We start from the raw sequence: 25,404 nt of genomic DNA on the forward strand, positions 1-25,404 counted from the left end.
CCTCGACGGCGACCGCGCCGACATCCGATTCCGCCGACCCTGTCGCGTCGGCATCCGCACCACACCCCTCACAAGGATCATGACCTCTTCCACCGAGAGACACTCCACCGAGGCGGGTTCGAGCCTTTCCACGATGAAGGCCCTCGCCCGTCTGTACCCGTTCGCCAGACCCGTCGTCGGGCGGCTCGTCCTGGGCGCCGTCAGCGCGCTCGTGGCGAGCCTGCTCGCCCTGTCCATCCCGCTCGTGCTCGAGGTCCTCGTCCAGGGACCCATCCAGGGCGGCGACCCCGCCGCACTCGTCTGGGGCGCCGGCCTCATCCTCGTCCTGGGGCTGCTCGAGGCCCTGATGGTGTGGCTGCGCCGCTGGTTCGTGCTGAGCCCCTCCACCCGCGTCGAGTACGACATGCGCACGTCGTTCTACGAGCGGCTGCAGCGCCTGCCCGTCTCGTTCCACGACCGCTGGCAGTCGGGGCAGCTGCTCAGCCGCATGATGCAGGACATCAGCATGCTGCGGCGCTGGCTCGCGTTCGGCGTCGTCCTGCTCGTCGTCAACATCCTCACGATCCTCGTCGGCATGGTGCTGCTGTTCCGGTGGCACTGGGCCCTCGGGATCACCTTCCTCGTCGTGTGCGCCCCGCTGTGGTACGCCGGGTACCGCTTCGAGAAGACGTACGGCACCCTCGCCCGGCAGAGCCAGGACCAGGCGGGAGACCTCGCCACGAGCGTCGAGGAATCCGTGCACGGCATCCGCGTCCTCAAGGCGTTCGGTCGCGGCAAGCACGCCCTGGTCAAGTTCGCCCGCCAGGCCGAGGGGCTGCGCGAGACCGAGCTCAGCAAGGCGCGCGCGGTCGGATGGATCTGGTTCTGGCTCGTCCTCCTGCCCGACATCGCCTTCGCGCTGTGCCTGGGTGTCGGCATCGTGCTGACCCAGACCGGGCAGCTGCAGGTCGCCGAGCTCGTCGCGTTCTTCGCGATGGCGACGGTGCTGCGCTGGCCGATGGAGTCGATCGGGTTCCTGTTCTCGTTCCTGCTCGATGCGCGCACGGCGACCGACCGCGTCTACGAGGTGTTCGACGAGCAGAACCCCATCACCGACCCGGCCGAGCCGCGGACGATCCGCGCCCCGCGCGGCGCGCTCGCCTTCGAGGGCGTCCACTTCCGGTATCAGGACGCCCCGGCGTCCGAGCGCGACCTCATCGACGGCATCGACCTCGTGCTCGAGCCGGGGGAGACAATGGCTCTCGTCGGGCTCACCGGATCGGGCAAGACGACCCTCACGACCCTGCCCGCGCGCCTGTACGACGTGACCGCCGGACGGGTCACGATCGACGGCGTCGACGTGCGCGACCTGACGCTGCACGAGCTGCGCACCCACGTGGGCATGGCCTTCGAGGACGCGACCCTGTTCTCGCAGACGGTGCGGGAGAACGTCCTGCTCGGCCGGGAGGACCTCGAGCCGGGGAGCGCCGAGGCGGAGCGGGTCATGCGCGAAGCGCTCGGCGTCGCGCAGGCGGGCTTCGTCGAGAGCCTTCCCGACGGCGTCGACACCGTCATCGGCGAGGAGGGGCTGTCGCTCTCGGGCGGTCAGCGCCAGCGGCTCGCCCTCGCCCGCGCCGTGGCGGCGCGGCCCGCCGTCCTCGTGCTCGACGACCCGCTGTCGGCGCTCGACGTCGACACGGAGGCGCTCGTGGAGGATGCCCTGCGCGAGGTCATGGCCGACACGACGACCCTCGTCATCGCCCACCGTCCCTCGACGGTCATGCTCGCCGACCGCGTCGCGCTCCTCGAGGACGGCCGCGTCACGGCGGTCGGCCGGCACCGCGACCTGCTGCGTGACAGCGCCCACTACCGGCACGTGATCTCCAGCCTGGAGGACGCCGAACGCGAGGGCGCCGACCGGCGCTCGCCGCGCCCCCATACCGATCTCACCGCAGAGGAGGTGGCCCCGTGAGCTCGACCACCGTCGCCGGCACCGCCGGCGAAGACCGCTCCGACTACACGCGCGACGAGTCCCGCGCGATCCGGAGGCGTTCGCTGCGCCTGCTCGGCTCGCTCGTCGCGCCGCTGCGCTGGCAGCTGGTGCTGGCCGGCGTCGTCCTCGTCATCTCCACGGCGCTGCGCGTCGCGGGTCCCGCGCTGATCGCGTTCGGGATCAACGAGGCGCTGCCGGTCGTGATCGACCAGGGCGACTGGATGCCCACCATCGTGGTCGTGGCCGTCTACCTCGCCGCGGGCGTGGGCGGCGCCGCACTCATCGGCTGGTACGCCGTCGTCGCCGCCCGCCTCACCCAGGCGGTGATGCTCGATCTGCGCAAGCGCATCTTCGTGCACACCCAGCGGCTCAGCCTCGAGTTCCACGAGTCGTACACGTCGGGCCGCATCATCTCGCGCCAGACGAGCGACCTCGACTCGATCCGCGAGCTGCTGGACGGCGGCCTGAACGAGCTCGTCTCCGGCCTGCTGTACGGCGGGTTCACGCTCGCCGCCCTCCTGCTGCTGGACTGGCAGTCGGGCCTGGTGCTGGTGGTCGCGAGCATCCCGCTGTACGCCCTGATGCGCTGGTTCTACCGCCACTCGCAGCGGGCGTACCGCGATTCGCGCATCGTGAGCGCCAAGGTGATCGTCAAGTTCGTGGAGACGATGACGGGCATCCGTGCGGTCAAGGCGTTCCGCAAGGAGGAGCGCAACGATGCCGAGTTCGGCGACCTGTCGGGACAGTACCGCGACGTGAACATGCGCTCGCTGCGCCTGTTCGGCACGTTCGAGCCCGGGATGATGGTCGTGTCGGCGTTCGCGGTCGCGGCGGTGCTCCTGTGGGGCGGCATCCGCGTCGCCGACGGCGCGCTGCTGGTGGGAACCCTGCTGGCCGCAGTCCTGTACGTGCGGAACTTCTTCGCGCCGCTGCAGGAGGTCGCGATGTTCCTCAACTCGTACCAGTCGGCCACGGCGGCGCTGGAGAAGGTGTCGGGCGTCCTCGACGAGGAGCCCACGGTCCCCGACCCCGTCCACCCGGTCGACCTGTGGGAGGCGCACGGGCACGTGGAGTTCCGGGACGTGGTGTTCGGCTACTCCGCGGAGCGCACCATCCTGCCGCACTTCTCCCTCGACATCCCGGCCGGGCAGACGATCGCCCTGGTCGGCACGACGGGGGCGGGCAAGTCGACGCTCGCCAAGCTCGTGTCGCGCTTCTACGATCCGTCGGCGGGCGAGGTCTCGCTCGACGGCGTCGACCTGCGGTCGCTGCATCCGAAGGATCTGCGCCGCGCCATCGTCATGGTGACCCAGGAGGCGTACCTGTTCAGCGGCACGGTCGCGGAGAACATCGCCCTCGGCAAGCCCGACGCCACTCTCGACGAGATCACCGCCGCGGCGCGGGCCGTGGGGGCGGATGACTTCATCCGGCGCCTCCCCGACGGGTACTCCACCGACGTGAACAAGCGCGGCGGGCGGGTGTCGGCGGGGCAGCGTCAGCTGATCTCGTTCGCGCGGGCGTTCCTCGCCAACCCCGCGGTGCTGATCCTCGACGAGGCGACGGCATCGCTCGACATCCCGAGTGAACGGCAGATCCAGGAGGCGCTGCAGACGCTGCTCGGCGGGCGCACGGCGATCATCATCGCGCACCGGCTGTCGACGGTGGCGATCGCCGACCGCGTGCTCGTGATGGAGCACGGCGAGATCATCGAGGACGACACCCCCGAGAACCTGATCGCCGGCACGGGCAAGTTCGCCCAGCTGCACAGCGCCTGGCGGGCCTCGCTCGTCTGACCTCGCCGAGACCGCCGTTGCGCGTCGAGACCCCGCCCGTGGGCGTGGGTCTCGACGCGCGGCGCGGGTCTCGACGGGGAGAGGCGGTCCGACGCGGGGCGCGCGACGCGAGGCGCGCGGGGGTGACCGCTAGAGGCGGATCTCGGCGATGACCTCGCCGAACTCGGTCTCGTCGACCGGGACGAAGCCCACGCGGGTGAAGAACTGCTCGGGGCCGCCCTGGCCGGCCTCGTAGATCACGGCGACGCGGTCGACGCCTCGGTCGCGCGCCTCCTCGAGGAGCTTCTCGACGGCGAACCTGCCGACGCCACGGCCCTGGTCGTCGGCGTCCACATTGATGCGCCACAGCACCGAGCGGAAGTGCTCGTCGGGGGCGTCCGCGTCGAAGTTGGCGCTCACGAATCCGACGACCTCGTCCTCGTCGAGGACGACACGCTGCCACGCGGTGGCGGGATTGACGACGGCGCCGGCGACTGCGTAGCTCGTCGGGGCGAGGAACGCCTCCTGCCCCGGCTTGAGGGAGAGGGCGTTCACCGCGACGATCGTCGCGGCCGACAGTTCCACGAGACGCAGGTCGGTCATGATCCACAGGGTACCCTGCCCGCATCCGTGGTCGGCACCCTCGAAAGGGTGATTAACCCGCCGGTCATCTGCGCCGCGGTGGTCGCGCCCCCGCGCAGATATCTTGACGTCAAGATACTTTCCGTGGGTGCGATAGGCTGGGGACCGACCCGGCGCCGCCCTCGCTGTGCGCCGTCGTGACGCTCGAAGAGTCGCTCGAAGAGGAAGATCAGACGTGCCTGAGTCCACCATCATCTACACCCACACCGATGAGGCGCCGGCTCTGGCCACCGCCTCGTTCCTGCCGATCGTCCAGGCCTTCGCCGGGCAGGCGGGCGTCGAGATCGACACCCGTGACATCTCCCTCGCCGGCCGCATCCTGGCGGCGTTCCCCCAGCGCCTGACGCCCGACCAGCAGGTCGGCGACGCCCTCGCCGAGCTCGGCGGCCTTGCGACGCTCCCCGAGGCGAACATCATCAAGCTGCCCAACATCTCGGCATCCATCCCCCAGCTGAAGGCCGCGATCGCCGAGCTCCAGGGGCAGGGCTACGACATCCCCGACTACCCGGACGACGCGGCGACGGTCGAGGAGAAGGACATCCGGGCGCGGTACGACCGCATCAAGGGATCCGCCGTGAACCCCGTGCTGCGCGAGGGCAACAGCGACCGCCGCGCGCCCCTCGCGGTGAAGAACTACGCGAAGAAGCACCCGCACCGCAACAAGGCGTTCGCCGCAGGCTCGAAGACCCGCGTCGCGACGATGGGTCACGACGACTTCAAGAGCAACGAGAAGAGCTGGATCGCCGCCCACGACGATGTCCTGACGATCCGTCACACGGCATCCGACGGCACCGTGACGGTGCTCAAGGACGGCCTCAAGGTCCTGCCGCGCGAGGTGGTCGACGCCACCTTCCTCTCGGCGAAGGCGCTCGACGCGTTCCTGGCCGACACGATCGCCCAGGCCAAGGCGGAGAACCTCCTGTACTCCGTGCACCTCAAGGCGACCATGATGAAGGTCAGCGACCCGATCATCTTCGGTCACGTCGTGCGCGCCTTCTTCGCGGACGTCTTCGACGCCTACGGTGCTCAGCTCCAGGGCGCGGGCCTCACCGGCAACAACGGCCTCGGCTCGATCCTCTCCGGTCTCGGCGACCTCGCCGACGGCGAGGCGATCTCGGCCCGCATCGCCCAGGACCTCGAGAACGGCCCGCGCCTCAGCTACGTCAACAGCGACAAGGGCATCACGAACCTGCACGTGCCCAGCGACGTGATCGTGGATGCCTCGATGCCGGCCCTGATCCGCAACGGCGGCAAGCTCTGGGGCAAGGACGGCGGCGAGGACGAGACGATCGCCGTCATCCCGGACTCGTCGTACGCCGGCGTCTACCAGGCGGTCATCGAGGACGTCATCGCGAACGGCCCGCTCGACCCCGCGACGATCGGCACCGTGCCCAACGTCGGACTCATGGCGCAGGCGGCCGAGGAGTACGGCAGCCACGACAAGACGTTCGAGATCCCCGCCGACGGAGTCGTCGAGGTTCTCGACTCGGACGGCGTCGTGCTGATCGAGCACCACGTGGAGACGGGCGACATCTGGCGCGCCACGCAGGCCAAGCACATCGCGATCATGGACTGGGTGCGCCTGGCGGTCACCCGTGCCCGCGCGACGGGCGTTCCCGCCGTGTTCTGGCTCGACGTCAACCGCGCCCACGACGCGCAGCTGATCGGCAAGGTGCACCAGGCCCTGGCCACCCTCGAGACCCACGACGTGACGATCGTGATCCTCTCGCCCGAGGAGGCCACGAAGTACACGCTGGCGCGTCTGCGCAAGGGCGAGGACACCATCTCGGTCACGGGCAACGTGCTGCGCGACTACCTCACCGACCTGTTCCCGATCCTCGAGGTCGGCACGTCCGCCAAGATGCTCTCGATCGTGCCCCTGCTCGCGGGCGGTGGTCTGTTCGAGACGGGCGCCGGCGGCTCCGCCCCGAAGCACGTGCAGCAGCTCCTCGAAGAGGACTACCTGCGCTGGGATTCGCTCGGCGAGTTCTTCGCCCTCGCGGCATCCTTCGAGCACCTCGCGGAGTTCACCGGCAACGCGAAGGCGAAGGTGCTCGCCGACACGCTGGATGCGGCGACCGGCACCTTCCTCGAGGAGGACCGCTCGCCCGGCCGTGCGCTCGGCACGATCGACAACCGCGGCAGCCACTTCTACCTCGGCCTCTACTGGGCGCAGGAGCTCGCGCGCCAGACGGCGGACGCCGAACTGGCCGCCGCGTTCGCCCCGATCGCAGCCGCCCTGACGGACGCCGAGGAGACGATCGTCGGCGAGCTGAACGCCGTGCAGGGTCACCCGGTCGACATCGGCGGCTACTACCACCCCGACGCGGCCAAGGTCGTCGAGGTCATGCGTCCCTCGGCCACCCTCAACGCGGTGATCGACGCGCTCTGATCGACCCCGAGAACGGGAAGGGCCCGGATGCCATGGCATCCGGGCCCTTCCCGTTCGTGCGGCGGCTGCTCAGTCGTGCACCCAGACGTCGCCGCCGTCGGGCAGCCAGTTGTAGATGATCTCGGCGCGCCAGTTCGGCATGCCGATGCAGCCGTGGCTGCGCGGGTTGCCGAAGTCGTTGTGCCAGTACACGCCGTGGAGGGCCTCGCCGCCGTCGTAGTACATGATCCACTCGACGTTCGGCACCTCGTAGTTCCAGTAGCTGTCCGTCGCCGAGGTCGAGGACATCGTCTGCACGCGGTGGTGGGACTGCACGGAGTGATGGCCGACGGTGGAGGGCGACTCGGCGATGCCGCTGGAGATCGGCCAGGAGTCGACGACGGCGCCGTTCTCCTTCATGTACAGCATCTGCTCGCTGAGATCGACCTCGACCATGCGCGCCGAAGCCGCCATGACCGCCGGGGTCACCTCCACCGGCAGGGCGTATGCGGCGTTGCCAGAGTCGAGCTGGCGGGCGAAGTCCGCGGCGACGTTGCTGACGTCGCCGAGGACGCGCCCGTCGGCGCCGGGGGTGATCGTCTCGAGCACCGTTCCGGCGGAGTCGGTGACGACGGCGCCGTTGGCCGGAGCGCGGTTCACCGCGGCGGCGAGGCCGTCCACCATGGGCTGGATCTTGGTCGCATCCGCGGTGACGGTGAACGCGCCGGTGGCATCCGGAGCGACGGTCAGCCAGCTCGCGGCGGTTGCGGCGTCCACCGGCACGGTCCGCTCGGTGTCGACGTAGAACCCGATGCCGGCCAGCATGGCGTTCACGCCGTCGGCTGCTGCCTGGGCCTTCTCCGTGGTGGCGGGGGAGTCGACCGTGGTCTCGGCGAGGGTCACGGTGGCCCCCGACTCGCCGGCCGCGAAGGCGTCGTGGAGCTGTGCGGCGACCGCGTCCACGTCGACACCGGTGCCCGACACCTCGGGCGTGACCACGTAGGAGGCGCCGTCGAAGGAGACCTTCGCGGGGATCGGGTCGGTGTATGCGGAGGGCAGGGCCGCGCGCAGCGCCGCGTCCGCCTTGGCCGCATCGAGGGTGATCGGCGCGTCGAGCGGTGCGCCGAACCACTGCGACACGTTCCACATCGGACGCTCGCCGAAGGCCGTGTCGGCCAGGGCCTTCGCGTCGACGGTGGCGCCGAGGTCGGCGCCGGTGACCGTGGGGCCGCCCTCACCGAGGGTGAGGGTCGTCTCGGACAGGCGGGCGTTGATCGCGTCGGACGCGGCGCCGGCCGTCTGGAGCCCGACGGGCACGCCGGCCACCGAGGTGCCGGGGGCGATGAGGACCAGAGACGCGGCCACGGCGCCGGCGGCGACCAGGGCGGCGGGCACGCCGATCCAGAGCCAGAGGCGGCGCGGGCGAGGCTTCGGTTCCGCGGGCGCCCACTGCACGGGCGCGTCGCCCGACGGCGGCACGGCGGAGGCGTCGAGGACGGCGGTCGCGGTCGTGGTCGACCCATCGACGGGGCGTGCGGACGGGTCCGTCGGCCCATCGGCCTCGGACTTTGTGGCCAGGTCGGTCACGGCAATACCCCCGGTCTGCGAGAAGTCGCGCGATTCTATGGTACGCGATCACCCGGTCGGCACGCCGTGTCGTGTCCGGGTCGTGATCTCAGCGGTCTGCGCACAGCGCCGAGAAACGCCCGAAGGCGGACTGGATGTCGCCGGTCGCGCGCTGCAGCGCGGGCAGCTGCGCGAGGTCGCCGGCGGCGAGGCCCCGGACGGCGTCGGCGGCGGCGCCGAATCCGTGCTGCAGGTCGGGGAGGACCGCGCCCAGGTCGGTGTCCTCGACCGCGGAGGCAGCCGCGCCCAGCCGGTCGGCCATGTCGGCGAGGGCGTCCACGGATGCGGCGGGATCGCCCACGTCGACCGCTCCGAGGCGATCGACGGCCCCCGTCACCGTGTCCCGGACCGTGGCGCAGGCCTCGGTGATGCTCTGCGCATCCGGCGAGGTCGACGGCGTCGCGGCGCCGTCGGGCGCGCATCCGACGAGGGCGGCGGCCCCGAGAGCGAGCGCGAGGATCGGGCCGACGGCGCGGATGGGATGGGGGAGGGTCATGGGGGCTCCGGAGGGCGACGGGATGTAACAGTTTTGTAAACACGCCTACCAAATGCGGGGACGCGCTTGCGGATCGTCAGTTCGTAAGGTCTACTAACAAACATGCCAGCCTCGGACACGAGCAGTGACGCCGTCGAGAACCACGCCCCCGCGGGGGCCCGTTCATTCGGTTCCGGCCGCGCCCTGCGTCACGCCGCCAAGGTCCTCCCGGAGCACGCGCGGGCGCACAACCGGTCGCTGGTGCTGCAGACCCTGTTCCACCAGGGTGCCATGAGCCGGGCCGACCTCTCGCGCGAGACGGGCCTGACGCGCGTCACGATCTCCGACCTCGTGGCGGAGCTGATCGACGACGGCTACGTCGCCGAGCGCGGCCTGCGCGAGGTCACCGGTCCGGGCAAGCCCGCCATCCTCGTGGACCTCGACCGCTCCGGGCACCGCATCGTCGGTCTCGACCTGTCCCGCAGCGACCGGTTCCTCGGCGCGGTGCTCACCCTCGACGGGGAGATCGTCGCCCGCCACGACGTCCCGGTGCCGACCGATCCGGCCGACATCCTCGAGACCGTCGTCCGGCTCACCCGCGACCTCGTCGCCGATGCGCACGCCCCCGTCCTCGGCGTCGGCGTCGGCACGCCCGGCATCGTGGACGACCACGGCACGGTGCTCGCCGCCCCCAACTTCGGCTGGACCGGGGTCGACCTCGAGGGCATCCTGCGCGCCGCCGTCTCCCTCCCGGTCCTCGTCGCCAACGACGCCAACGCCGCGGTGCTCGCCGAGTACACCTTCGGTGGGGCGGGGGAGGACGTCATGCTCGTCCGCGTCGGCCGAGGCGTCGGATCCGGTCTGCTGTCGGGTGGCCAGCCGATGCGGGGCAGCCGCTTCGCCGCCGGAGAGATCGGGCACGTGACCGTCGGCACCGACGGGGGGCCGGTCTGCGTCTGCGGGAAGATCGGGTGCCTCGAGGCGTGGCTCTCCGCGCCCTCCCTCGAGCGCGCCCTCGCCGAGGACGACGCCGACGAGGCGAGCGTGCTCCGCGACGCCGGCGAACGGCTCGGCATCGCCCTCGCCCCCATCGTCGGCGCGCTCGACCTGTCGGAGATCGTCCTCTCCGGCCCGCCACGTCTGCTCGACGGGCCCCTCGCCGCCGCGACGGTCGAGACGCTGCGCGCGCGCACGCTCGCCGAGTTCCACGACGGCGTGCAGGTGCGCATGACGGAGCAGGGCGAGGACATCGTCCTCCGCGGTGCCGCCGTCATGGTCCTGTCCGGGCAGCTCGGGGTGTCCTGACACCCGTCCCACCCCCGGTCCGGTCGCCCGACCCCCGGGGTCACACCAAGAAACACCGACAAAAGGAAGACACCATGAACAAGAAGCTCGGAGCACTCGCGCTCCTCGGCGCTTCGGCCGTCGTTCTCGCCGGGTGCTCCGGCGGAACCACCGGCGGATCCGACGGCACGCCCGCCCCCGCAGAGCTGCGGGTCTGGCTCAACGGCACCGACACGCCGCAGGACGCCCGCGACTACCTCGTCACCACCTTCGAGGCGCAGAACCCGGGCAGCACCCTCGTCATCGAGGAGCAGCAGTGGACCGGTCTCGTCGACAAGCTGACGACGAGCCTGTCGTCCAACGACACCCCGGACATCGTGGAGATGGGCAACACGCAGGCCGCCGCCTTCACCTCGAGCGGCGCGCTGCTGGACCTCTCGGACATCAAGGACGCCCTCGGCGGATCCGACCTGCTCCCCGGCTTCGTCGACGCCGGCACGTGGGACGGCAAGCTGTTCGCGGCGCCGTACTACTCGGGGGCGCGCATCGTGTTCTACAACACGGCGCAGTACCAGACGGCCGGGGTCTCGGTCCCGACCACGCTCGACGAGTACGTCTCGAACGGGGAGAAGCTCGCCGCGGCCCTTCCCGGCGTCTCGGGCGTCTACTTCCCCGGCAAGGACTGGTACAACGCGCTTCCCTTCATCTGGGAGAACGGCGGAGAGATCGCCGTCCAGAAGGACGGGAAGTGGGACGCGCAGCTGTCCAGCGACGCGTCGGTGGCGGGCATCGAGCAGGTCCAGACCCTCATGACCAAGGCGTCGCTCGCCGCGAAGGACGGCGACGAGACCGAGGCGTGGGTGCCGTTCCGCACCGAGAAGGCGGCGACCCTGTCGGCGCCGAGCTGGGCGTACTGGTCGATCGTCGCCGATGAGAACAAGGCCGACACCGCGCTGACGAACTCGCTCGGCTACTTCGCGCTGCCGGGCAAGGACGGCGGGGCGGCGAAGGTGTTCGCCGGCGGGTCGAACATCGGCATCGCGGCGAAGTCGGCGCACCCCGACCTCGCCAAGAGCGCGCTGGAGATCATGCTCAGCGACGACTACCAGACGATCCTCGCGAAGGGCGGCCTCGTGCCGGCCAAGAAGTCGCTGGGCAGCCAGGTCGCCGCGGCGACGCCGGAGCTGGCGACGGTCATCGCGGACGCCGCGGCGAACGCGAAGCTGACGCCCACGTCGCCGAAGTGGGCCGACGTGGAGGCGAAGGGCCTGCTGCAGGACTTCTTCGTGCAGGTCGCGAACGGCGGCGACGTCAAGGCCCTCGCCACCGACCTCGACACGCAGATCGAGTCCATCCTCAACGGCTGATCCCCGATCGGCTCCCGGTTCCCCCGGGGCACCCGAAGCCCCGGGGGGACCGCCATCCCCTCATCCCGAAGGAGACGTGGCGATGACCACCGCGACACTCCCGCCCGACCTCGCCGCCGCACCGGCGCCGGCGCCCGCGCGTCGCCGCCGCCGGGACCGGACGCCGCTGATCCTGCTGCTGCCCGCACTCGTGATGCTCGCCGTCTTCATCGGCTGGCCGCTGCTGCAGCTGATCATCATGTCGTTCCAGAAGTACGGCCGCGCCCAGATCTTCGGTGCGCCGCCCGAGTTCGTCGGGTTCGACAACTACCTCCGCGTCCTCACCGACGTCGAGTTCTGGGTGGTCCTCGGGCGCAGCTTCGGCCTCATGGTCGTCTGCGCGAGCGCCACGATGGTGCTCGGTGTGGCGATCGCCCTCATGATGCGCTCCCTCGGCGCCGTCATGCGCACCGTCGTCTCGATCGGCCTCCTGCTCGCGTGGGCGATGCCCGCCCTCACCGGCACCATCGTGTGGGGCTGGATCTTCGACACGTCCTACGGGATCGTCAACTACGTTCTGACCCGCGTCACCGGGCAGGACTGGATCGGGCACAGCTGGCTGTCCGACCCCCTCAGCTTCTTCGGTGTGGCCGCCATCATCATCACGTGGGGAGCGATCCCCTTCGTCGCCTTCTCGACGTACGCGGGTCTCTCCCAGGTCCCGGGCGAGGTCCTGGAGGCCTCCGCGCTCGACGGGGCGGGCGCCTGGCAGCGGTTCCGACTGATCGTGGTCCCCTACATCCGCTCGATCCTCGTGGTGCTGCTGATCCTGCAGGTCATCTGGGACCTCCGTGTGTTCGCGCAGATCTACGCCCTGCAGACGGTGGGCGGCATCCGGGCCGACACGAACACGATCGGCGTCTACATCTACAGCGTCTCGATGGCGACCGGCGACGTCGGCTCGGGCGGCGCGATCTCCGTCATCCTCGTGTTCATCCTGCTGGCCATCTCCGCCTACTACATCCGCACCATGCTGAAGGAGGACGAGTCGTGAGCGCCCGCACCCGGCGGCGCGCGGGTCGTGTCGCCCTCAACGTCGCCGCGGTCGTCGTGTTCGTCTGCTCGGTCTTCCCGGTCTACTGGATGGTCAACACGGCGTTCCTGCCCGGATCGGCCGTCAAGAGCGAGACGCCGCACTTCTGGCCCGACCAGTTCACGCTGCAGAGCTTCCAGTCCGCGTGGAACGGCGGCTTCCTGCCCTCGCTCGGCATCTCGCTGTCGGTGACCGTCCTCACCGTCGTCACGGCCCTGCTGTTCGCCTTCCTCGCCTCCATCGCGGTCTCGCGCTACCGCTTCCGCTCCCGCAAGACGTTCATCGTCGCGATCCTCGTCATCCAGATGATCCCGGCCGAGGCGATGATCATCTCCACGTTCCGGGTGCTCGACGGATGGCACCTGCTCAACACGATCATCGGCCTTTCGGCGGTCTACATCGCGATGGTGCTGCCGTTCACGATCTGGACGCTGCGCGGCTTCGTCAACGGCGTGCCCGCAGACCTCGAGGAGGCGGCGATGATCGACGGATGCAGCCGGAACCAGGCGTTCTGGCGCGTGACCTTCCCGCTGCTCGCGCCGGGGCTCGTCTCCACGGGCATCTTCGCGTTCATCCAGGCGTGGAACGAGTTCGTCTTCGCCCTCGTGATCATGACGCGGCCCGAGTCGCAGACCCTCCCCATCTGGCTGCGCAGCTTCGTGCAGGCGACGAAGGCGACGGACTGGGCCGTCGTCATGGCAGGCTCGACCCTCATGGCCATCCCCGTCATCGTCTTCTTCCTCATCGTGCAGGGCAAGATGACCGGCGGACTCGTCTCGGGAGCGGTGAAGGGCTGATGCGCCTCGGATTCGACGTCGGCGGAACCAAGACCGACGGGGTGGTCGTCGCGCCGGACGGCGAGGTGATCGCGCGGATACGGCGTCCGACGGGATGGGGTGCGCCGGCCGTCGTACGGACGATCACCGACCTCGTGGGCGAGCTCGCCGAGAGCGTCGGCCTGCCCGTGCCCGCCTTCCGCTCCCTCGGCATCGGCATGCCGGGCCAGGTCGCGCCGGAGAGCACCGTGGTCACCCACGCCGTGAACCTCGGCATCGAGGCGCTGGACCTCGCCCCCGCGATCGGTGCCGCCGTCGGCGTCCCGGTCGCGGTGGAGAACGACGTGAAGGCCGCCGCGGTCGGCGCCTACGCTCTGCACGGGGCGGGGCGCGGGACATCCGGCACGATGGCCTACCTCAACCTCGGCACCGGGATCGCCGCGGGCTTCGTGCGCGGCGGCGCCCTGTGGCGGGGTGCGCACGGCACCGCCGGCGAGGTCGGGCACATCTCCGTCGACCCGCGCGGCCCGCTGTGCCGGTGCGGTCAGCGCGGATGCATCGAGGCCTTCAGCGGCGGCGGCGCGATCGCCGAGCGGTGGGGCGGGCCCGGGCCGCTGCCCGTCGTCGACGTCTTCGACGCCGCGGATGCCGGCGACCGTGCCGCGATCGCGCTGCGCGACGGGCTGGCCTACGGCGTCGCCTCGGCGATCCGCATCATCGTCCTCACCGACGACGTCGAGACGGTCGTGATCGGGGGAGGAGTCAGCGCCCTCGGCGATCGTATGCTGAGCCGTGTGGTCGACCGACTCGACGCCGATGCGGCCGCCTCGGCGTTCCTGGGCTCGCTCCGCCTCGCGGAGCGGGTCGTCCTGCTGCCGCCCGGATCTCCCGCGGCGGCCCTCGGTGCCGCCCTCGTCGGCGCCGCCGCACTCGAGCCCCGAACCCCCGAAGGGAAGGCCGTCGTCCATGGCTGAGATCGTCATCGTCCCCACCCCCGCCGATGCGGGAGCCCTCGTCGCCGACGAGATCATCGCCCTCGTCTCCGCGAGACCCGATGCCGTCCTCGGGCTCGCGACCGGCTCGACGCCGCTGCCCGTGTACGAGGCGCTGCGCTCGCGCGTCGGCGGCCTCGACCTCTCCCGTGTGCGCGGCTTCGCCCTCGACGAGTACGTCGGCATCGATCCGACCCATCCGGAGAGCTACCGCTCGGTCATCACCCGCGAGGTGGTCGAACCGCTCGGCCTCGACCCGGCCCTCATCCACACTCCGAACGGCGCGGTGGACACGATCGCCCACGCGGGCGAGGACTACGAGCGCGCGATCTCCGAGGCGGGAGGCATCGATCTGCAGATCCTCGGCATCGGCACGTCGGGGCACATCGGCTTCAACGAGCCGGGGTCCTCGTTCGCCTCCCGCACGCGCGTCAAGACGCTCATCGAACAGACGCGGGCCGACAACGCCCGCTTCTTCGACTCGATCGACGACGTGCCGATGCACTGCATCACGCAGGGACTCGGCACCATCCTGGGCGCCAAGCACCTCTTCCTCCTGGCGTTCGGCGAAGGCAAGGCGGCGGCGGTGGCGGGAGCCGTCGAGGGTCCGCTCACGTCCTCGCTGCCGGGGTCGGCGATCCAGCTGCATCCGCACGTCACGGTCGTGGTCGACGAGGCCGCGGCATCCGTCCTCGCGCACGCGGACTACTACCGCTACGCGTACGCCCACAAGCCGGCCTGGCAGGGGCTCTGATCCCTCGCGTGCGGTGGCTGGGCCCGATGGTCGCGGATGTGGCGGCCGCCTAGGATCGGCGGTATGAGCGATGCCGATGTCCGCCGCCCGGTCGCGGCCTGGGTGTGGGGCGGGGGCCTGCTCGTGCTGGCTGCCGTCCTGCCGGCGATCGGGTCGGGTGGTGGCATGTCCGGCGCCCCGCACACGATCCTGGCGTGGGTGCAGAAGCTGGCGTTCGCCGCGTCGATGGCGGTGTTCGCGTTCGGTCTACGCGGTCGGGGGTCGGTCGTGGCCCGCCGCCCCTCCGGCGTCATCGCGCTCCTGCTCGTCGGGGTCATCCTGCCTCTGCTGGACGCCCTCACCTCCTGGGTGTTCGTCGTGGACCCCGACGCCCCCGGCGCGATTCCGGACTGGATCGGCACCGCCCAGATCGTCACCTACGCGGGTCTCGCACTCTGGGGAGCGGCCGCCCTCGTCGCCACCGCGCAGATCGCCCGGGTCGACGCCGTGGCGTATCCCTGGCGGTGGGCGCCGCTGGCGGGGCTCGGAGTCCTCGCGGTCGTCTTCCTCGGGCTCCAGGTGATCGGCACGACGACCGCGGGCGACGGCGACTCCGGTGCCGCGGCGGTTCTGGTCGGGACGTGGGGCGCGGTGACCGTGCTCGTCCCCCTCGCCCTCGGCGTCCTCGCCCTCGCGCTCGGCGCGCGGGGCGTCTCCGTCCCCGCGCGCCAGGTCTACCCGCCCGTCGCCTGACCCGCCCCGCGGCCGCCGCTCCCGGCCGCGTTCTCCGCACGATCGCACGAACTCCGCACCGGATCGCGGGATTCGTGCGGAGTCCGTGTGATTCTGCGGATTCCGTGACGCGGCGGAGGGCGCGCGGTGCGGGGGAGGGGTGTCAGGGCGCGAAGACCTTGCCGGGGTTCATGATGCCGGTCGGATCGAAGGCGCGGGCCACCGCGCGCTGCAGCTGCCACTGGTCGTCGCCGAGCTCGTCGGCGAGCCAGCGCCGCTTGAGGACTCCGACGCCGTGCTCGCCGGTGAGGGTTCCGCCCAGACGCAGCGCCGCCCGGAACAGGTCGTCGGCGGCGCGCCAGACCACCTCGGGCACCGTGTCGCCGGAGAACACGAAGTTCGGGTGCAGGTTGCCGTCCCCCGCGTGGCAGACGGTGGGGATGGAGAGCCCGTGCTCCCGCTCGATCCGGGCGATCTCGTCGAACATCTCCGGCAGGGCGCTGCGCGGCACGGAGACATCCTCGATGAGCGTGGTGCCCAGGGTCTCCATCGCGGGATGCATCGACCGCCGGATGCGCCAGAGGAGGGCGGCCTCGGCGTCGTCGGCGGCGAGACGCACCGCACCGCCGAGGCCGGTCAGGGTCGCCGTGATCGACTCCGCCTCCGCGGTCGCCGCGGGACCGTCGGTCTGGATGGTCAGCTGCGCGACTCCCGCGGGTGGCTCCGCCAGCCCGAGCAGACGGTGCACGGCGGCGAGGGAGGCGGCATCCATCAGCTCCATGATCGCGGGCTGGACCCCCGACGCGGTGACCGCGGCGGCGGCCGAGGCCGCGGAGCGGACGTCGGGGAACGACGCCGTGAGCGTGCGCGCCCGACCCGCGACGAGGCGCCGGAGCTTGAGCGTCGCGCCCACGACGACGCCGAGCGTGCCCTCCGAGCCGATGACGAGCGACGTCAGGTCGAGTCCCGTCACGCCCTTGACGCTCCGATGGCCGAGGTGCAGCAGTCGTCCGTCGGCGAGGACGAGGTCGACGCCCAGCACCGCGTCGCGCACGACCCCGTACTTGGCGCAGAGCAGACCGCCGGCCCCCGTCGCGATGTTGCCGCCGACGGTGGAGATCTCGCGGCTCGCGGGATCGGGGGCCCACCACAGGCCGTGCGCGGCCAGCGCGCGGTTGAGGTCGGCGTTGAGGATGCCGGGCTCGACGACCGCGAGTAGATCGTCGGCGCGCACCTCCAGGATCCGATCCATGCCCCGCACCGAGAGGGCGATGTCGCCCGGTCCGGCGTTCGCGCCGCCCGCGAGCCCCGTACCGGCGCCCCGCGTGACGACCGGGGTCCCGGTGGCGTGGGCGACGCGCAGCGTCGCCTGGACATCGGCGACGCACGTCGCGTGCACGAGGGCCAGGGGGATGCCGGAGGACGCATGCCCCGACTTGTCGGCCCGGGTCGCCTCGAGGCGACCCGGATCGGTGTCCACGCGGTCGCCCAACTGCTCCCGCAGGAGCGCGACGACGTCGGGGGCGCTCACGCGAGTCGGCGCCGGCCCGACACGAGTCCGACGGTGATGGCCACGACCGCGAACGCGAGTCCGATCCACGGGCTGCCGCTGGACCACCACACGATGGTCGCCGCGGCATACACCAGCAGCTCGACGAGGGCGCGCACGAACGGATGCACGAGGAACACCGCGCGCGGAGAGACGAACAGCGCCCAGAGCGCGAGGGCGACCACGGGCGCCGCGATGCCGATCACGATGTTCCAGGGGAACGGCCACGCGGTGAAGCCCCACACCGCGAGCGTCCCGAACGCGAACAGCTCGCACAGGAAGGCGAGGATGTCGACCGCGTCGAGCGCGGGGCGCGTACCGGCCACTCGCGCGCCGGACGCCGCGGGTGCCTCGGGTGCGGCGGGACGGACGTGCGGCAGTTCGGGCATGCGCCCAGTTTACGCGGGGGCGTCCGCCGCCGCGGCGGCGCCGAAGAGCATCGGGACGGTCGCCGAGGGCCCGCGTTCCTCTCCGCGTACGTAGGTGAACGTCGCGGACCGGAACAGGTCGCCGAAGCGGGGGGCGAAGGCCGCTGTCGCGGTGCCGGTCTCATCGAGCACGACCCGTGTCCGCTCGAACCCGTCGACGGTCACCACGACCGTCGCTCCCGGCGATCCGGTCACGGGGAACTCCGCCACCAGGCCGGCGTGGCCGTCGACGATCACGAGCGACAGCACGCCGGCGCCGACCGTCGGCGGGTCGGTCGGGAACACCGGGGTCGGTGTGGCCGTGGGTGTCGGGGTCGGTGTGGGGGTCGCGGTCGGTGTGGGTGTCGGGGTCGGTGTGGGGGTCGCGGTCGGTGTGGGTGTCGGGGTCGGTGTGGGGGTCGGGGTCGCGGTCGGCGTGGGTGTCGGCGTCGCCGTGGGTGCCGGAGTCGCTGTGGGGGTCGGTGTCGGAGTCGCCGTGGGTGTGGGCGTGGCGGTGGGTGTCGGTGTCGGCGTCGCCGTGGGTGTGGGTGTGGGCGTGGGTGTCGGCGTCGCCGTGGGCGTGGGTGTCGCCGTGGGCGTGGGCGTGGGCGTGGGCGTGGGCGTGGGTGTGGGTGTGGGTGTGGGTGTGGGTGTCGGCGTCGCGGTGGATGTGGTGAACGGCGTGGGCGTCGCGGACGGCGTCGGCGTCGAGAGGGATGACGGCGTCGCCGCCGGCAGCGGCGGTGCGACGCGGGGCGGCCGCGGAGGTCCGGGGGTGGGGGCCCAGGTCGCCCCGGACGGCAGCGCGCTCGGCGACGGGGCGACGAGCGGCACGATCGGCGGGCCGCCGGGCAGGGTGCCCGCCGTCCCCACGCCGCCGTCGCCGCCTGCCGTGTCCGATCTGTTCGCCGCGTCCGCGCCGGTGTTCAGCTGCGGGAGGACGATGCTCGCCGTCACCGCGGCCACGGCGACGACCACCCCCGCCGCGACGAGGGACACCACGGCGCCCGCGGAACCCAGGATGCCGCCGGATGCCGCGGCGCCGGCCGTCCCGATGCCTCCGCCGCCCGCACCGCCGCCCGCGCCCGAACCCGCCGTCCCGCCTGCCCCGGAGCCCGCTCCCGAGCCTGCGCCGGTCACGGCGCCCGGAACGGTTCCGCCCGCGCCGGCGGCCAGAGCGACGATCGGCGCCGATCCGCCCTGCAGCGTGGCGAGGTACGAGGCGGCGGCGCCCGTGCCCAGCGTGAGCGGCAGCAGCACGAGCGCGAGGCGGTGCGACACATCCTTGGCCTCGGCGGCGACGATCGTGCACCGCGCGCAGTCGCCGAGGTGCGTCTCGAGCTTCGTCGTGTCGCGGCGGCCCAGGTTGCCGCGCGCGTACGCCCCCAGGCGCTCGATCGTCCACCGGCAGTCCGAGCCGCTCGGCGCGTCGCGCAGGTGGGCCTGGATCCACGCTTCGCGCAGGCCCTCGCGGGCACGGAAGGCCAGCTGCGCGACGGCGGCGGGGGTGACCCCGAGAAGCGGCGCGACCTCGGCGGGCTTCATCTGCTCGATCTCGGTGTACCAGAGCACCTCCTGCCACCGTGTCGGCAGACTCCGGAACGCCTGGGCGGTGAGGCTGCGATCGAGCGCCTCGTCGGTCGCGTGCGCCTCGGCATCCGGGTCGGGAACGCTCTCCAGCTCGTCGATCGTCGTCTCGCGCCGTGCGCGTCTCCACGCGGCGGCCGTGTTGCGGATGCTGGTGAACAGGTACGCGCGGAACGACCCGGTCGGGCCGCCGCCCTTCGCGATCGCCTGGTAGATGCGCGCGTACGCCTCCTGGACGAGGTCGTCGGCGTCGAACGTCGAGGTGACCGCCCCCGCCACCACGATGCCCGAACGGTAGTGCCTCCGCCACAGCTCGCCGAACGCGTCGGCGTCCCCGGAGCGGGTGCGCGACACGAGGTCGGAGTCGCCGGTCTCGGCGAGGTCTGTGCGCATCGGCGGTGTGTCGTCCACGGGGCATCCTGGTGGCTGGGGGATCACGGTCGATCATGAGACGCCGCCGGAACGCGATCATGACGCGATGTCACCATTCTCCCAGGTTCGCTTCGTCGAGGCGCGGACCGCGGGCGGACAAAACGGCGGAAGAAGATCCGGAAAAACATCGGCGACCCGCGTAATGAACCCGCACCTCGCTCATCTCATGGGTGGACGGGAAAGTGCTCGCACGGGGGGTGCGATGCGCCGTGTCCCTCCCGGGGGGAGAGGGCGCGACCCGGAGCGGAGACATCCGGACCGTCCACCGGTGGCGCCGGTCCGGCCGGGCCGGCGCCACCGGCTGGGGGGGGAGAGCGCGGTGGGGAGCGCAACGGGGTGAGGCGTGGGGACGCCTCACCCCGCTCTCGTCGTCACCGGACGCGCGCGCCGCCGGCCCACACGCCCCGCACGTGGAGCGTGTCGTCGAGGAGGACGGCGTCCGCGGCGGCGCCGGGCACGAGTGCACCGAACCGTCCGGCGAGACCGATGGCCCGGGCGGGCACACCGGTGAGCGCTTCGACCGCCGCGGGGAGCGGCACCCCCGCGGCGACGGCCGTGCGCAGCGCCGCATCCTGCGTGAGGGTCGATCCGGCGATCGCGCCGTTCGCATCGAGGCGCGCCGTGCCGTCCGTCACGGTGACGGCGAGACCACCGAGCTCGTAACGGCCGTCCGCGGCACCCGCGGCGGCCATCGCGTCCGTGATCAGGGCGATCCGCCCCGGGGCGCCCGCGAAGGCGAGGACGATGACATCCGGATGGACGTGGACGCCGTCGGCGATGAGCTCGAGCGTCACCCTGTCGTCGCGCATCGCCGCGACGATCGGCCCCGGGGCGCGGTGGTGGATGCCCGGCATCGCGTTGAACGCATGCGTGAGCAGCGTCGCGCCGGCGTCGAAGGCAGCCCGTGCCTCGTCCGCCGTCGCGTCGGTGTGACCGACCGCGACGGCGACACCCGCCGCCACGAAGCGTGCGGTCGCGTCGAGTCCTCCGGGGAGCTCGGGTGCGAGGGTCACCTGGCGGATCGTCCCCCGCCCCGCGGCGACCAGACGATCGACCGACGCCGGGTCCGGAGCGCGGAGCAGGCCCTCCGTGTGCGCGCCCTTGTGTGCGACATCGAGGAAGGGGCCCTCGAGGTGCGATCCGAGGATCGTGTCGTCTCGTCCGGCCAGGTCCGCGACGACCGCCGCCCGTCGAGCGAGGTCGTCGAGGGAGGCCGTCACGAGCGAGAGCACCGCCCGCGTCGTCCCGTGCGCGAGATGCACGGCCCGGGCGGTGCGGATCGCGTCGACGCCGTCGTCGAAGGATGCCCCGCCGCCGCCGTGCCCGTGGATGTCGACGAAGCCGGGGGTGAGGAATCCGCCCTCCGCGTCGATCGCGTCGCCCGAGGCTCCCGGTCGCAGGGCGCGCCAGGCGTCGCCCGTGCCGGTGCGCAGCACGGCGCCGTCGGCGAAGGCGACCCAGGCGTCCTCCGTCACGGCGCCGGCGTCGACGAGTCGAGCGGAATGGATGACCGTCGTCACGAGTCGGCTCCTTCCGGGCGTGCACCCTCGTGCACCCAGGGGATCTCGGGGAGAGGGGTGAAGCGGATGCCCTGCCGGGTCCAGAGGGGCCCCAGCGCCCCCACCCGGGCGGCGAAATCCTCCCACGTCCGCGCCCGGCTCGCCGCGGGGTGCGGAGACCAGGCGATCTCCGCCGCCGCGGCGATGCGCGGGAAGGCGAGGGCGTCCAGATCGGCCGGCGTCCGCGCCGTCTCGGTCCACAGCGGCGCCTCGACGCCGAGGATCTCGGCGTCGCCGACGCCCTCGATGATCGCTGCGGGGTCCCAGTCGTAGGACCGTCGGGCGCTGGTCACTCCGTGTGCCCAGGTCAGTCCGAGCGGCGAGGCCGCGTCGAACTTCATGTCGAGGTAGACGGCGTCGGCGGGTGACATCACGAGCCGCGATCCCGTCGCGGTGAAGCCGCGCGCCTTGTCGTCCATCCCGTCGGTGGGCGCCACGAACCCCCAGTACTGGCCGACCGTCGTCGGGGCGAGGCCCGTTCCGGTACCCGCCTCGTGCCACGCCATCGGGGTCTTGCCGAGTCCGGCCACGATCCGGCTGACGTGCCCGACGAACGCGTCGTAGTCGGCGCGCGGCGTGCCGAGCGCCTCGTCGCCGCCGATGTGGAGGAAGGGCCCCGGGGTGAGGTCCGCGACCTCGCCCAGCACGTCCCGCACGAACGCCTCGGTCTCCGCCTCTCCGATGCGCAGCGAGGAGAAGCCGACCGCCATCCCCTCGTACGCGGTGCCGGGGGTCGGGACGCCGCCGCCGAAGGTGCGGACGGTGTCGAGCACGTGGTCGCTGAGCACGGGGTCGGCGCACACCTCCGGGTAGGCCAGGGTGACCGCGTGCGTGTGGCCGGGCAGGTCGATCTCGGGGACCACGGTCATGTGGCGACCCGCCGCGTACGCGACGATCTCGCGGTAGTCGTCCTGCGTGTAGAAGCCGCCCGGGGCGCCGCCGATCGCGGTGGACGAGGCCCTCTCGGTGAGGAGCGGGCGCGACCGCAGGTGGAGTCGCCACCCCTGGTCGTCGGTGAGGTGCAGGTGCAGGTGGTTGAACTTCAGGGCCGAGGCGCGGTCGATGTACGCGCAGACGGCCGCGACGTCGAAGAAGTGGCGCGCGACGTCGAGCATCACGCCGCGGTACTCGAACCGTGGGGCGTCGGCGATCCGCACGGCGGGGACGATCCAGCCGTGCCCGTCGCCGTCGGGCGCGATGAGCTGGCCGAGGGTCTGGACGGCGTAGAAGAGCCCGGCCGCGTCGCCGCCCGTGAGGGCGATCCGGTCGTCGGAGGAATCGAGCGTGTAGGACTCGGGTCGCCCGGGGGCGATGCGCAGCTCGATCCCGCCGGACGCGGGCGAGCCGGCCTCGTCGAGGCGGAGGCCGGTGCGTGTCGCGATCAGGTCGCGCGCGACGGCGACGGCATCCGGGCCTCCGGAGAGCGTCGTCGCCGGGCTCAGGACGAACGGGGCCCCACCGGACGACTCGACGGCGGCCGGGACGGGGACAAGCGGCGGCAGGGACACGATCTCTCCATTCTGCGCCGTCGGCGACGGCGCGGCCAGGCCCGTCGGGCGGCGCTCTCCTCGCGCGGCGGAGCGCCCTCGCGGCGGAACCGCCCCGAACCCGCCGTACAGTTCTCGGCGCTATGTAAGGAATCCTTACAAATACCTCTCCTCCCACTCTATCCCCGACGGCGGGTGCAGTGGCGGGGCGGGGGAGGCGTGGCGGGAGGGATGCGGGAGAGCCGGCATCCGATATGCTCGCTGTGTCGCGACTGGCGTTGAGGTGGGTCACCATCGGGGAGCGACGAACACGGCAATCGACCGCACGCCTGGGCCGCCGTGGTTTCGACTCGCCGGCGCGCCGGCACTCAACCACGGATGGCAGGAGCCCGACATGACCGACCCCTACTTCAACGCCCCCCTCTCCGAGGTCGACCCCGAGATCGCCCAGGTCCTCGAGCGCGAGCTCGAGCGTCAGCGCGGCTTCCTCGAGATGATCGCCTCGGAGAACTTCGTCCCGGTCTCGGTGCTGCAGTCCCAGGGCTCGGTGCTCACCAACAAGTACGCCGAGGGCTACCCGGGCCGTCGCTACTACGGCGGCTGCGAAGAGGTCGACGTCGCCGAAGAGCTCGCCATCGAGCGCGCGAAGGCCCTCTTCGGTTCCGAGTTCGCGAACGTCCAGCCGCACTCCGGGGCATCCGCCAACGCCGCGGTCCTCCACGCGATCGCGCGCCCCGGCGACACCCTGCTCGGCCTCTCGCTCGACCAGGGCGGCCACCTGACGCACGGCATGAAGATCAACTTCTCCGGCCGGCTCTACAACATCGTCGCGTACGGCGTCGACCCCGAGACCTCGGTCATCGACATGGACGAGGTCGAGCGCCTCGCCGTCGAGCACTCGCCGAAGGTCATCATCGCCGGCTGGTCGGCCTACCCGCGCCAGCTCGACTTCGCGCGCTTCCGCGAGATCGCCGACAAGGTCGGCGCGCTCCTCTGGGTCGACATGGCGCACTTCGCCGGTCTCGTCGCGGCGGGCCTGCACCCGTCGCCCGTGCCGCACGCCCACGTCGTCTCGTCGACCGTGCACAAGACGATCGGCGGCCCCCGCTCGGGCTTCATCCTCACGAACGACGCCGACCTCGCCAAGAAGATCAACACCGCGGTCTTCCCGGGGCAGCAGGGCGGCCCGCTCATGCACGTGATCGCCGCGAAGGCGACCGCGTTCAAGCTCGCGGCGACCCCCGAGTTCCGCGAGCGCCAGGAGCGCGTCGTCCGCGGCGCCGCGATCCTCGCCGAGCGTCTCTCCCAGCAGGACGTGCAGGACGCCGGGATCGCCGTCCGCTCCGGCGGCACCGACGTCCACCTCGTGCTCGTCGACCTCCGCGATGCCGCGATCGACGGCAAGCAGGCCGAAGACCTGCTGCACGAGATCCACATCACCGTGAACCGCAACGCCGTCCCGAACGACCCGCGCCCGCCGATGGTCACGTCGGGTCTGCGCATCGGCACGCCCGCGCTCGCGACGCGCGGGTTCGGCGACGCCGAGTTCACCGAGGTCGCCGACGTCATCGCACTCGCCCTGCTCCCCGGCGCCGACCTCGAGGCGCTGCGCACGCGCGTGGCCGCCCTGACCGCCGCGTTCCCGCTCTACCCGGGGCTCACGCAGTGACCGCGACCGTCCTGGACGGGCGCGCCACCGCCGCCGCGATCAAGGCGGAGCTCGCCGAGCGCGTCGCGAAGCTGAAGGCCCTCGGCATCACCCCGGGCATCGCGACGGTGCTCGTGGGCGCCGATCCGGCATCCCAGCTCTACGTCGGGATGAAGCACCGCGAGTCCGAGGCGATCGGGATGAACTCGATCCAGGTCGAGCTGCCGGCGGATGCCACGCAGCAGGACGTCGAGGACGAGATCGACAGGCTCAACGCCGATCCGACCTGCCACGGCTACATCGTGCAGCTGCCGCTGCCGCGCCACCTCGACACCGACCGCATCCTCGAGCGGATCGACCCGGCGAAGGATGCCGACGGCCTGCATCCGACGAACCTCGGCAAGCTCGTGCTCAACGTCAACGACGAGATCGCCTCGCCCCTGCCGTGCACGCCGCGGGCCGTCATCGAGCTGCTGGAGCGCAACGGCTTCGCCCTCGCCGGCACGCACGTCGTCGTCGTCGGCCGCGGCGTGACGATCGGGCGCTCGATCGGGCTGCTGCTCACGCGGCGCGCGGTGAACGCGACCGTGACCCTCACGCACACGGGCACGCGCGACCTGCCCTCGTACCTGCGGCAGGCCGACGTCATCGTGGGCGCCGCCGGGGTGAGGCACCTCGTCCGCCCCGAGGACGTCAAGCCCGGCGCCGCCGTGCTCGACGTCGGCGTCACGCGCGAGACCGATCCCGAGACCGGGAAGTCCAAGGTCTACGGCGACATCGCGCCGGGCGTCGACGAGGTGGCCGGATGGCTGTCGCCGAACCCGGGCGGCGTCGGCCCCATGACCGTCGCCCTCCTGATGACGAACGTGGTGGAGGCCGCCGAGCGCGCCGTCACCGCTTGACCTGCGCCGCCGTCGCCTC

Annotated in this window: 20 protein-coding genes and 1 riboswitch; of the genes, 12 read left to right on the plus strand and 8 right to left on the minus strand. The window is 72.0% G+C overall.

Annotation, left to right across the window (positions count from 1 at the left end; translation table 11 throughout):
• The first annotated feature begins 79 nt into the window (after positions 1–79).
• On the plus strand, positions 80–1,951 hold the full coding sequence (locus tag WFI00_RS02655; RefSeq protein ID WP_336631012.1) for an ABC transporter ATP-binding protein: 1,872 nt from the start codon (positions 80–82) through the stop codon (positions 1,949–1,951).
• Entirely contained in the window at positions 1,948–3,765 is a 1,818-nt protein-coding gene (locus tag WFI00_RS02660; RefSeq protein WP_336631013.1) for an ABC transporter ATP-binding protein, read from the plus strand. The genes WFI00_RS02655 and WFI00_RS02660 overlap by 4 nt, the downstream gene beginning before the upstream one ends.
• Positions 3,766–3,894: 129 nt before the next feature.
• Here the strand turns inward: WFI00_RS02660 and WFI00_RS02665 are convergent, their stop codons facing one another.
• Entirely contained in the window at positions 3,895–4,347 is a 453-nt protein-coding gene (locus WFI00_RS02665; protein WP_336631014.1) for a GNAT family N-acetyltransferase, read from the minus strand.
• Positions 4,348–4,561: 214 nt separating this feature from the next.
• Here WFI00_RS02665 and WFI00_RS02670 point away from each other — a divergent pair, with 214 nt between their 5' ends.
• Positions 4,562–6,778 (plus strand): NADP-dependent isocitrate dehydrogenase, encoded by a 2,217-nt coding sequence (locus WFI00_RS02670; RefSeq protein ID WP_336631015.1) that lies wholly within the window; start codon positions 4,562–4,564, stop codon positions 6,776–6,778.
• A 69-nt stretch (positions 6,779–6,847) separates the two neighbouring features.
• Here the strand turns inward: WFI00_RS02670 and WFI00_RS02675 are convergent, their stop codons facing one another.
• A complete protein-coding gene (locus WFI00_RS02675) occupies positions 6,848–8,344 on the minus strand; it encodes a L,D-transpeptidase family protein (RefSeq protein WP_336631016.1) in 1,497 nt (498 codons plus the stop codon).
• Positions 8,345–8,432: 88 nt separating this feature from the next.
• Positions 8,433–8,879, minus strand: a complete 447-nt coding sequence (locus tag WFI00_RS02680; protein WP_336631017.1) for a hypothetical protein — start codon at positions 8,877–8,879, stop codon at positions 8,433–8,435.
• A gap of 102 nt (positions 8,880–8,981) precedes the next feature.
• Between WFI00_RS02680 and WFI00_RS02685 the strand changes: the two genes are divergently transcribed.
• The 7 genes from WFI00_RS02685 (at position 8,982) to WFI00_RS02715 (ending at position 15,835) form a co-directional block, all read left to right on the plus strand.
• Positions 8,982–10,163 carry an ROK family transcriptional regulator gene (locus WFI00_RS02685; RefSeq protein ID WP_336631018.1) on the plus strand — a complete coding sequence of 394 codons (1,182 nt, stop codon included), beginning with the start codon at positions 8,982–8,984 and terminating at the stop codon, positions 10,161–10,163.
• A 74-nt stretch (positions 10,164–10,237) separates the two neighbouring features.
• Positions 10,238–11,509 carry an extracellular solute-binding protein gene (locus WFI00_RS02690; RefSeq protein ID WP_336631019.1) on the plus strand — a complete coding sequence of 424 codons (1,272 nt, stop codon included), beginning with the start codon at positions 10,238–10,240 and terminating at the stop codon, positions 11,507–11,509.
• A gap of 82 nt (positions 11,510–11,591) precedes the next feature.
• Positions 11,592–12,542: a carbohydrate ABC transporter permease gene (locus tag WFI00_RS02695; RefSeq protein ID WP_336631020.1), complete on the plus strand. Its 951-nt coding sequence runs from the start codon at positions 11,592–11,594 to the stop codon at positions 12,540–12,542.
• Positions 12,539–13,378, plus strand: a complete 840-nt coding sequence (locus tag WFI00_RS02700; protein WP_336631021.1) for a carbohydrate ABC transporter permease — start codon at positions 12,539–12,541, stop codon at positions 13,376–13,378. Before WFI00_RS02695 ends, WFI00_RS02700 begins: the two co-directional genes overlap by 4 nt.
• Positions 13,378–14,331 carry an ROK family protein gene (locus WFI00_RS02705; RefSeq protein WP_336631022.1) on the plus strand — a complete coding sequence of 318 codons (954 nt, stop codon included), beginning with the start codon at positions 13,378–13,380 and terminating at the stop codon, positions 14,329–14,331. Before WFI00_RS02700 ends, WFI00_RS02705 begins: the two co-directional genes overlap by 1 nt.
• On the plus strand, positions 14,324–15,103 hold the full coding sequence (locus WFI00_RS02710) for a glucosamine-6-phosphate deaminase (protein ID WP_336631023.1): 780 nt from the start codon (positions 14,324–14,326) through the stop codon (positions 15,101–15,103). Before WFI00_RS02705 ends, WFI00_RS02710 begins: the two co-directional genes overlap by 8 nt.
• A 63-nt stretch (positions 15,104–15,166) precedes the next feature.
• Positions 15,167–15,835, plus strand: coding sequence for a hypothetical protein (locus tag WFI00_RS02715; RefSeq protein WP_336631024.1), 669 nt, complete (start codon positions 15,167–15,169; stop codon positions 15,833–15,835).
• A 142-nt stretch (positions 15,836–15,977) separates the two neighbouring features.
• On the opposite strand, the gene WFI00_RS02720 is transcribed toward WFI00_RS02715, so the two are convergent.
• From WFI00_RS02720 to WFI00_RS02740, 5 genes are all read right to left on the minus strand, one after another.
• Entirely contained in the window at positions 15,978–17,345 is a 1,368-nt protein-coding gene (locus WFI00_RS02720) for an FAD-binding oxidoreductase (protein ID WP_336631025.1), read from the minus strand.
• Positions 17,342–17,752 carry a YrdB family protein gene (locus WFI00_RS02725; protein ID WP_336631026.1) on the minus strand — a complete coding sequence of 137 codons (411 nt, stop codon included), beginning with the start codon at positions 17,750–17,752 and terminating at the stop codon, positions 17,342–17,344. Before WFI00_RS02725 ends, WFI00_RS02720 begins: the two co-directional genes overlap by 4 nt.
• 9 nt (positions 17,753–17,761) lie before the next feature.
• The gene (locus WFI00_RS02730) at positions 17,762–19,768 is read right to left on the minus strand and encodes a sigma-70 family RNA polymerase sigma factor (protein WP_336631027.1); all 2,007 of its coding nucleotides are present in this window, start codon (positions 19,766–19,768) and stop codon (positions 17,762–17,764) included.
• A gap of 392 nt (positions 19,769–20,160) precedes the next feature.
• Complete coding sequence (gene nagA, locus WFI00_RS02735; RefSeq protein WP_336631028.1) at positions 20,161–21,309, minus strand: N-acetylglucosamine-6-phosphate deacetylase; 1,149 nt, start codon at positions 21,307–21,309, stop codon at positions 20,161–20,163.
• Positions 21,306–22,856: a beta-N-acetylhexosaminidase gene (locus WFI00_RS02740; protein WP_336631029.1), complete on the minus strand. Its 1,551-nt coding sequence runs from the start codon at positions 22,854–22,856 to the stop codon at positions 21,306–21,308. The genes nagA and WFI00_RS02740 overlap by 4 nt, the downstream gene beginning before the upstream one ends.
• Before the next feature lie 237 nt (positions 22,857–23,093).
• Positions 23,094–23,177, plus strand: a riboswitch (ZMP/ZTP riboswitch).
• 52 nt (positions 23,178–23,229) lie between these two features.
• On the opposite strand from WFI00_RS02740, the gene glyA reads away from it, so the two are divergent.
• Entirely contained in the window at positions 23,230–24,504 is a 1,275-nt protein-coding gene (glyA, locus tag WFI00_RS02745; protein WP_336631030.1) for a serine hydroxymethyltransferase, read from the plus strand.
• Positions 24,501–25,385 carry a bifunctional methylenetetrahydrofolate dehydrogenase/methenyltetrahydrofolate cyclohydrolase gene (locus WFI00_RS02750; protein ID WP_336631031.1) on the plus strand — a complete coding sequence of 295 codons (885 nt, stop codon included), beginning with the start codon at positions 24,501–24,503 and terminating at the stop codon, positions 25,383–25,385. The genes glyA and WFI00_RS02750 overlap by 4 nt, the downstream gene beginning before the upstream one ends.
• The last annotated feature ends 19 nt before the right edge of the window (positions 25,386–25,404 follow it).

The organism is Microbacterium sp. MMO-56, from assembly GCF_037146215.1.
Lineage (GTDB): Bacteria > Actinomycetota > Actinomycetes > Actinomycetales > Microbacteriaceae > Microbacterium.

Coding starts and splice junctions, on each gene's coding strand:
- WFI00_RS02680 (WP_336631017.1), bottom strand. CDS start 8,879: ATGACCCTCCCCCATCCCATCCGCGCCGTCGGCCCGATCCTCGCGCTC.
- WFI00_RS02655 (WP_336631012.1), top strand. CDS start 80: ATGACCTCTTCCACCGAGAGACACTCCACCGAGGCGGGTTCGAGCCTT.
- glyA (WP_336631030.1), top strand. CDS start 23,230: ATGACCGACCCCTACTTCAACGCCCCCCTCTCCGAGGTCGACCCCGAG.
- WFI00_RS02725 (WP_336631026.1), bottom strand. CDS start 17,752: ATGCCCGAACTGCCGCACGTCCGTCCCGCCGCACCCGAGGCACCCGCG.
- WFI00_RS02705 (WP_336631022.1), top strand. CDS start 13,378: ATGCGCCTCGGATTCGACGTCGGCGGAACCAAGACCGACGGGGTGGTC.
- WFI00_RS02710 (WP_336631023.1), top strand. CDS start 14,324: ATGGCTGAGATCGTCATCGTCCCCACCCCCGCCGATGCGGGAGCCCTC.
- WFI00_RS02685 (WP_336631018.1), top strand. CDS start 8,982: ATGCCAGCCTCGGACACGAGCAGTGACGCCGTCGAGAACCACGCCCCC.
- WFI00_RS02690 (WP_336631019.1), top strand. CDS start 10,238: ATGAACAAGAAGCTCGGAGCACTCGCGCTCCTCGGCGCTTCGGCCGTC.
- WFI00_RS02665 (WP_336631014.1), bottom strand. CDS start 4,347: ATGACCGACCTGCGTCTCGTGGAACTGTCGGCCGCGACGATCGTCGCG.
- WFI00_RS02715 (WP_336631024.1), top strand. CDS start 15,167: ATGAGCGATGCCGATGTCCGCCGCCCGGTCGCGGCCTGGGTGTGGGGC.
- WFI00_RS02695 (WP_336631020.1), top strand. CDS start 11,592: ATGACCACCGCGACACTCCCGCCCGACCTCGCCGCCGCACCGGCGCCG.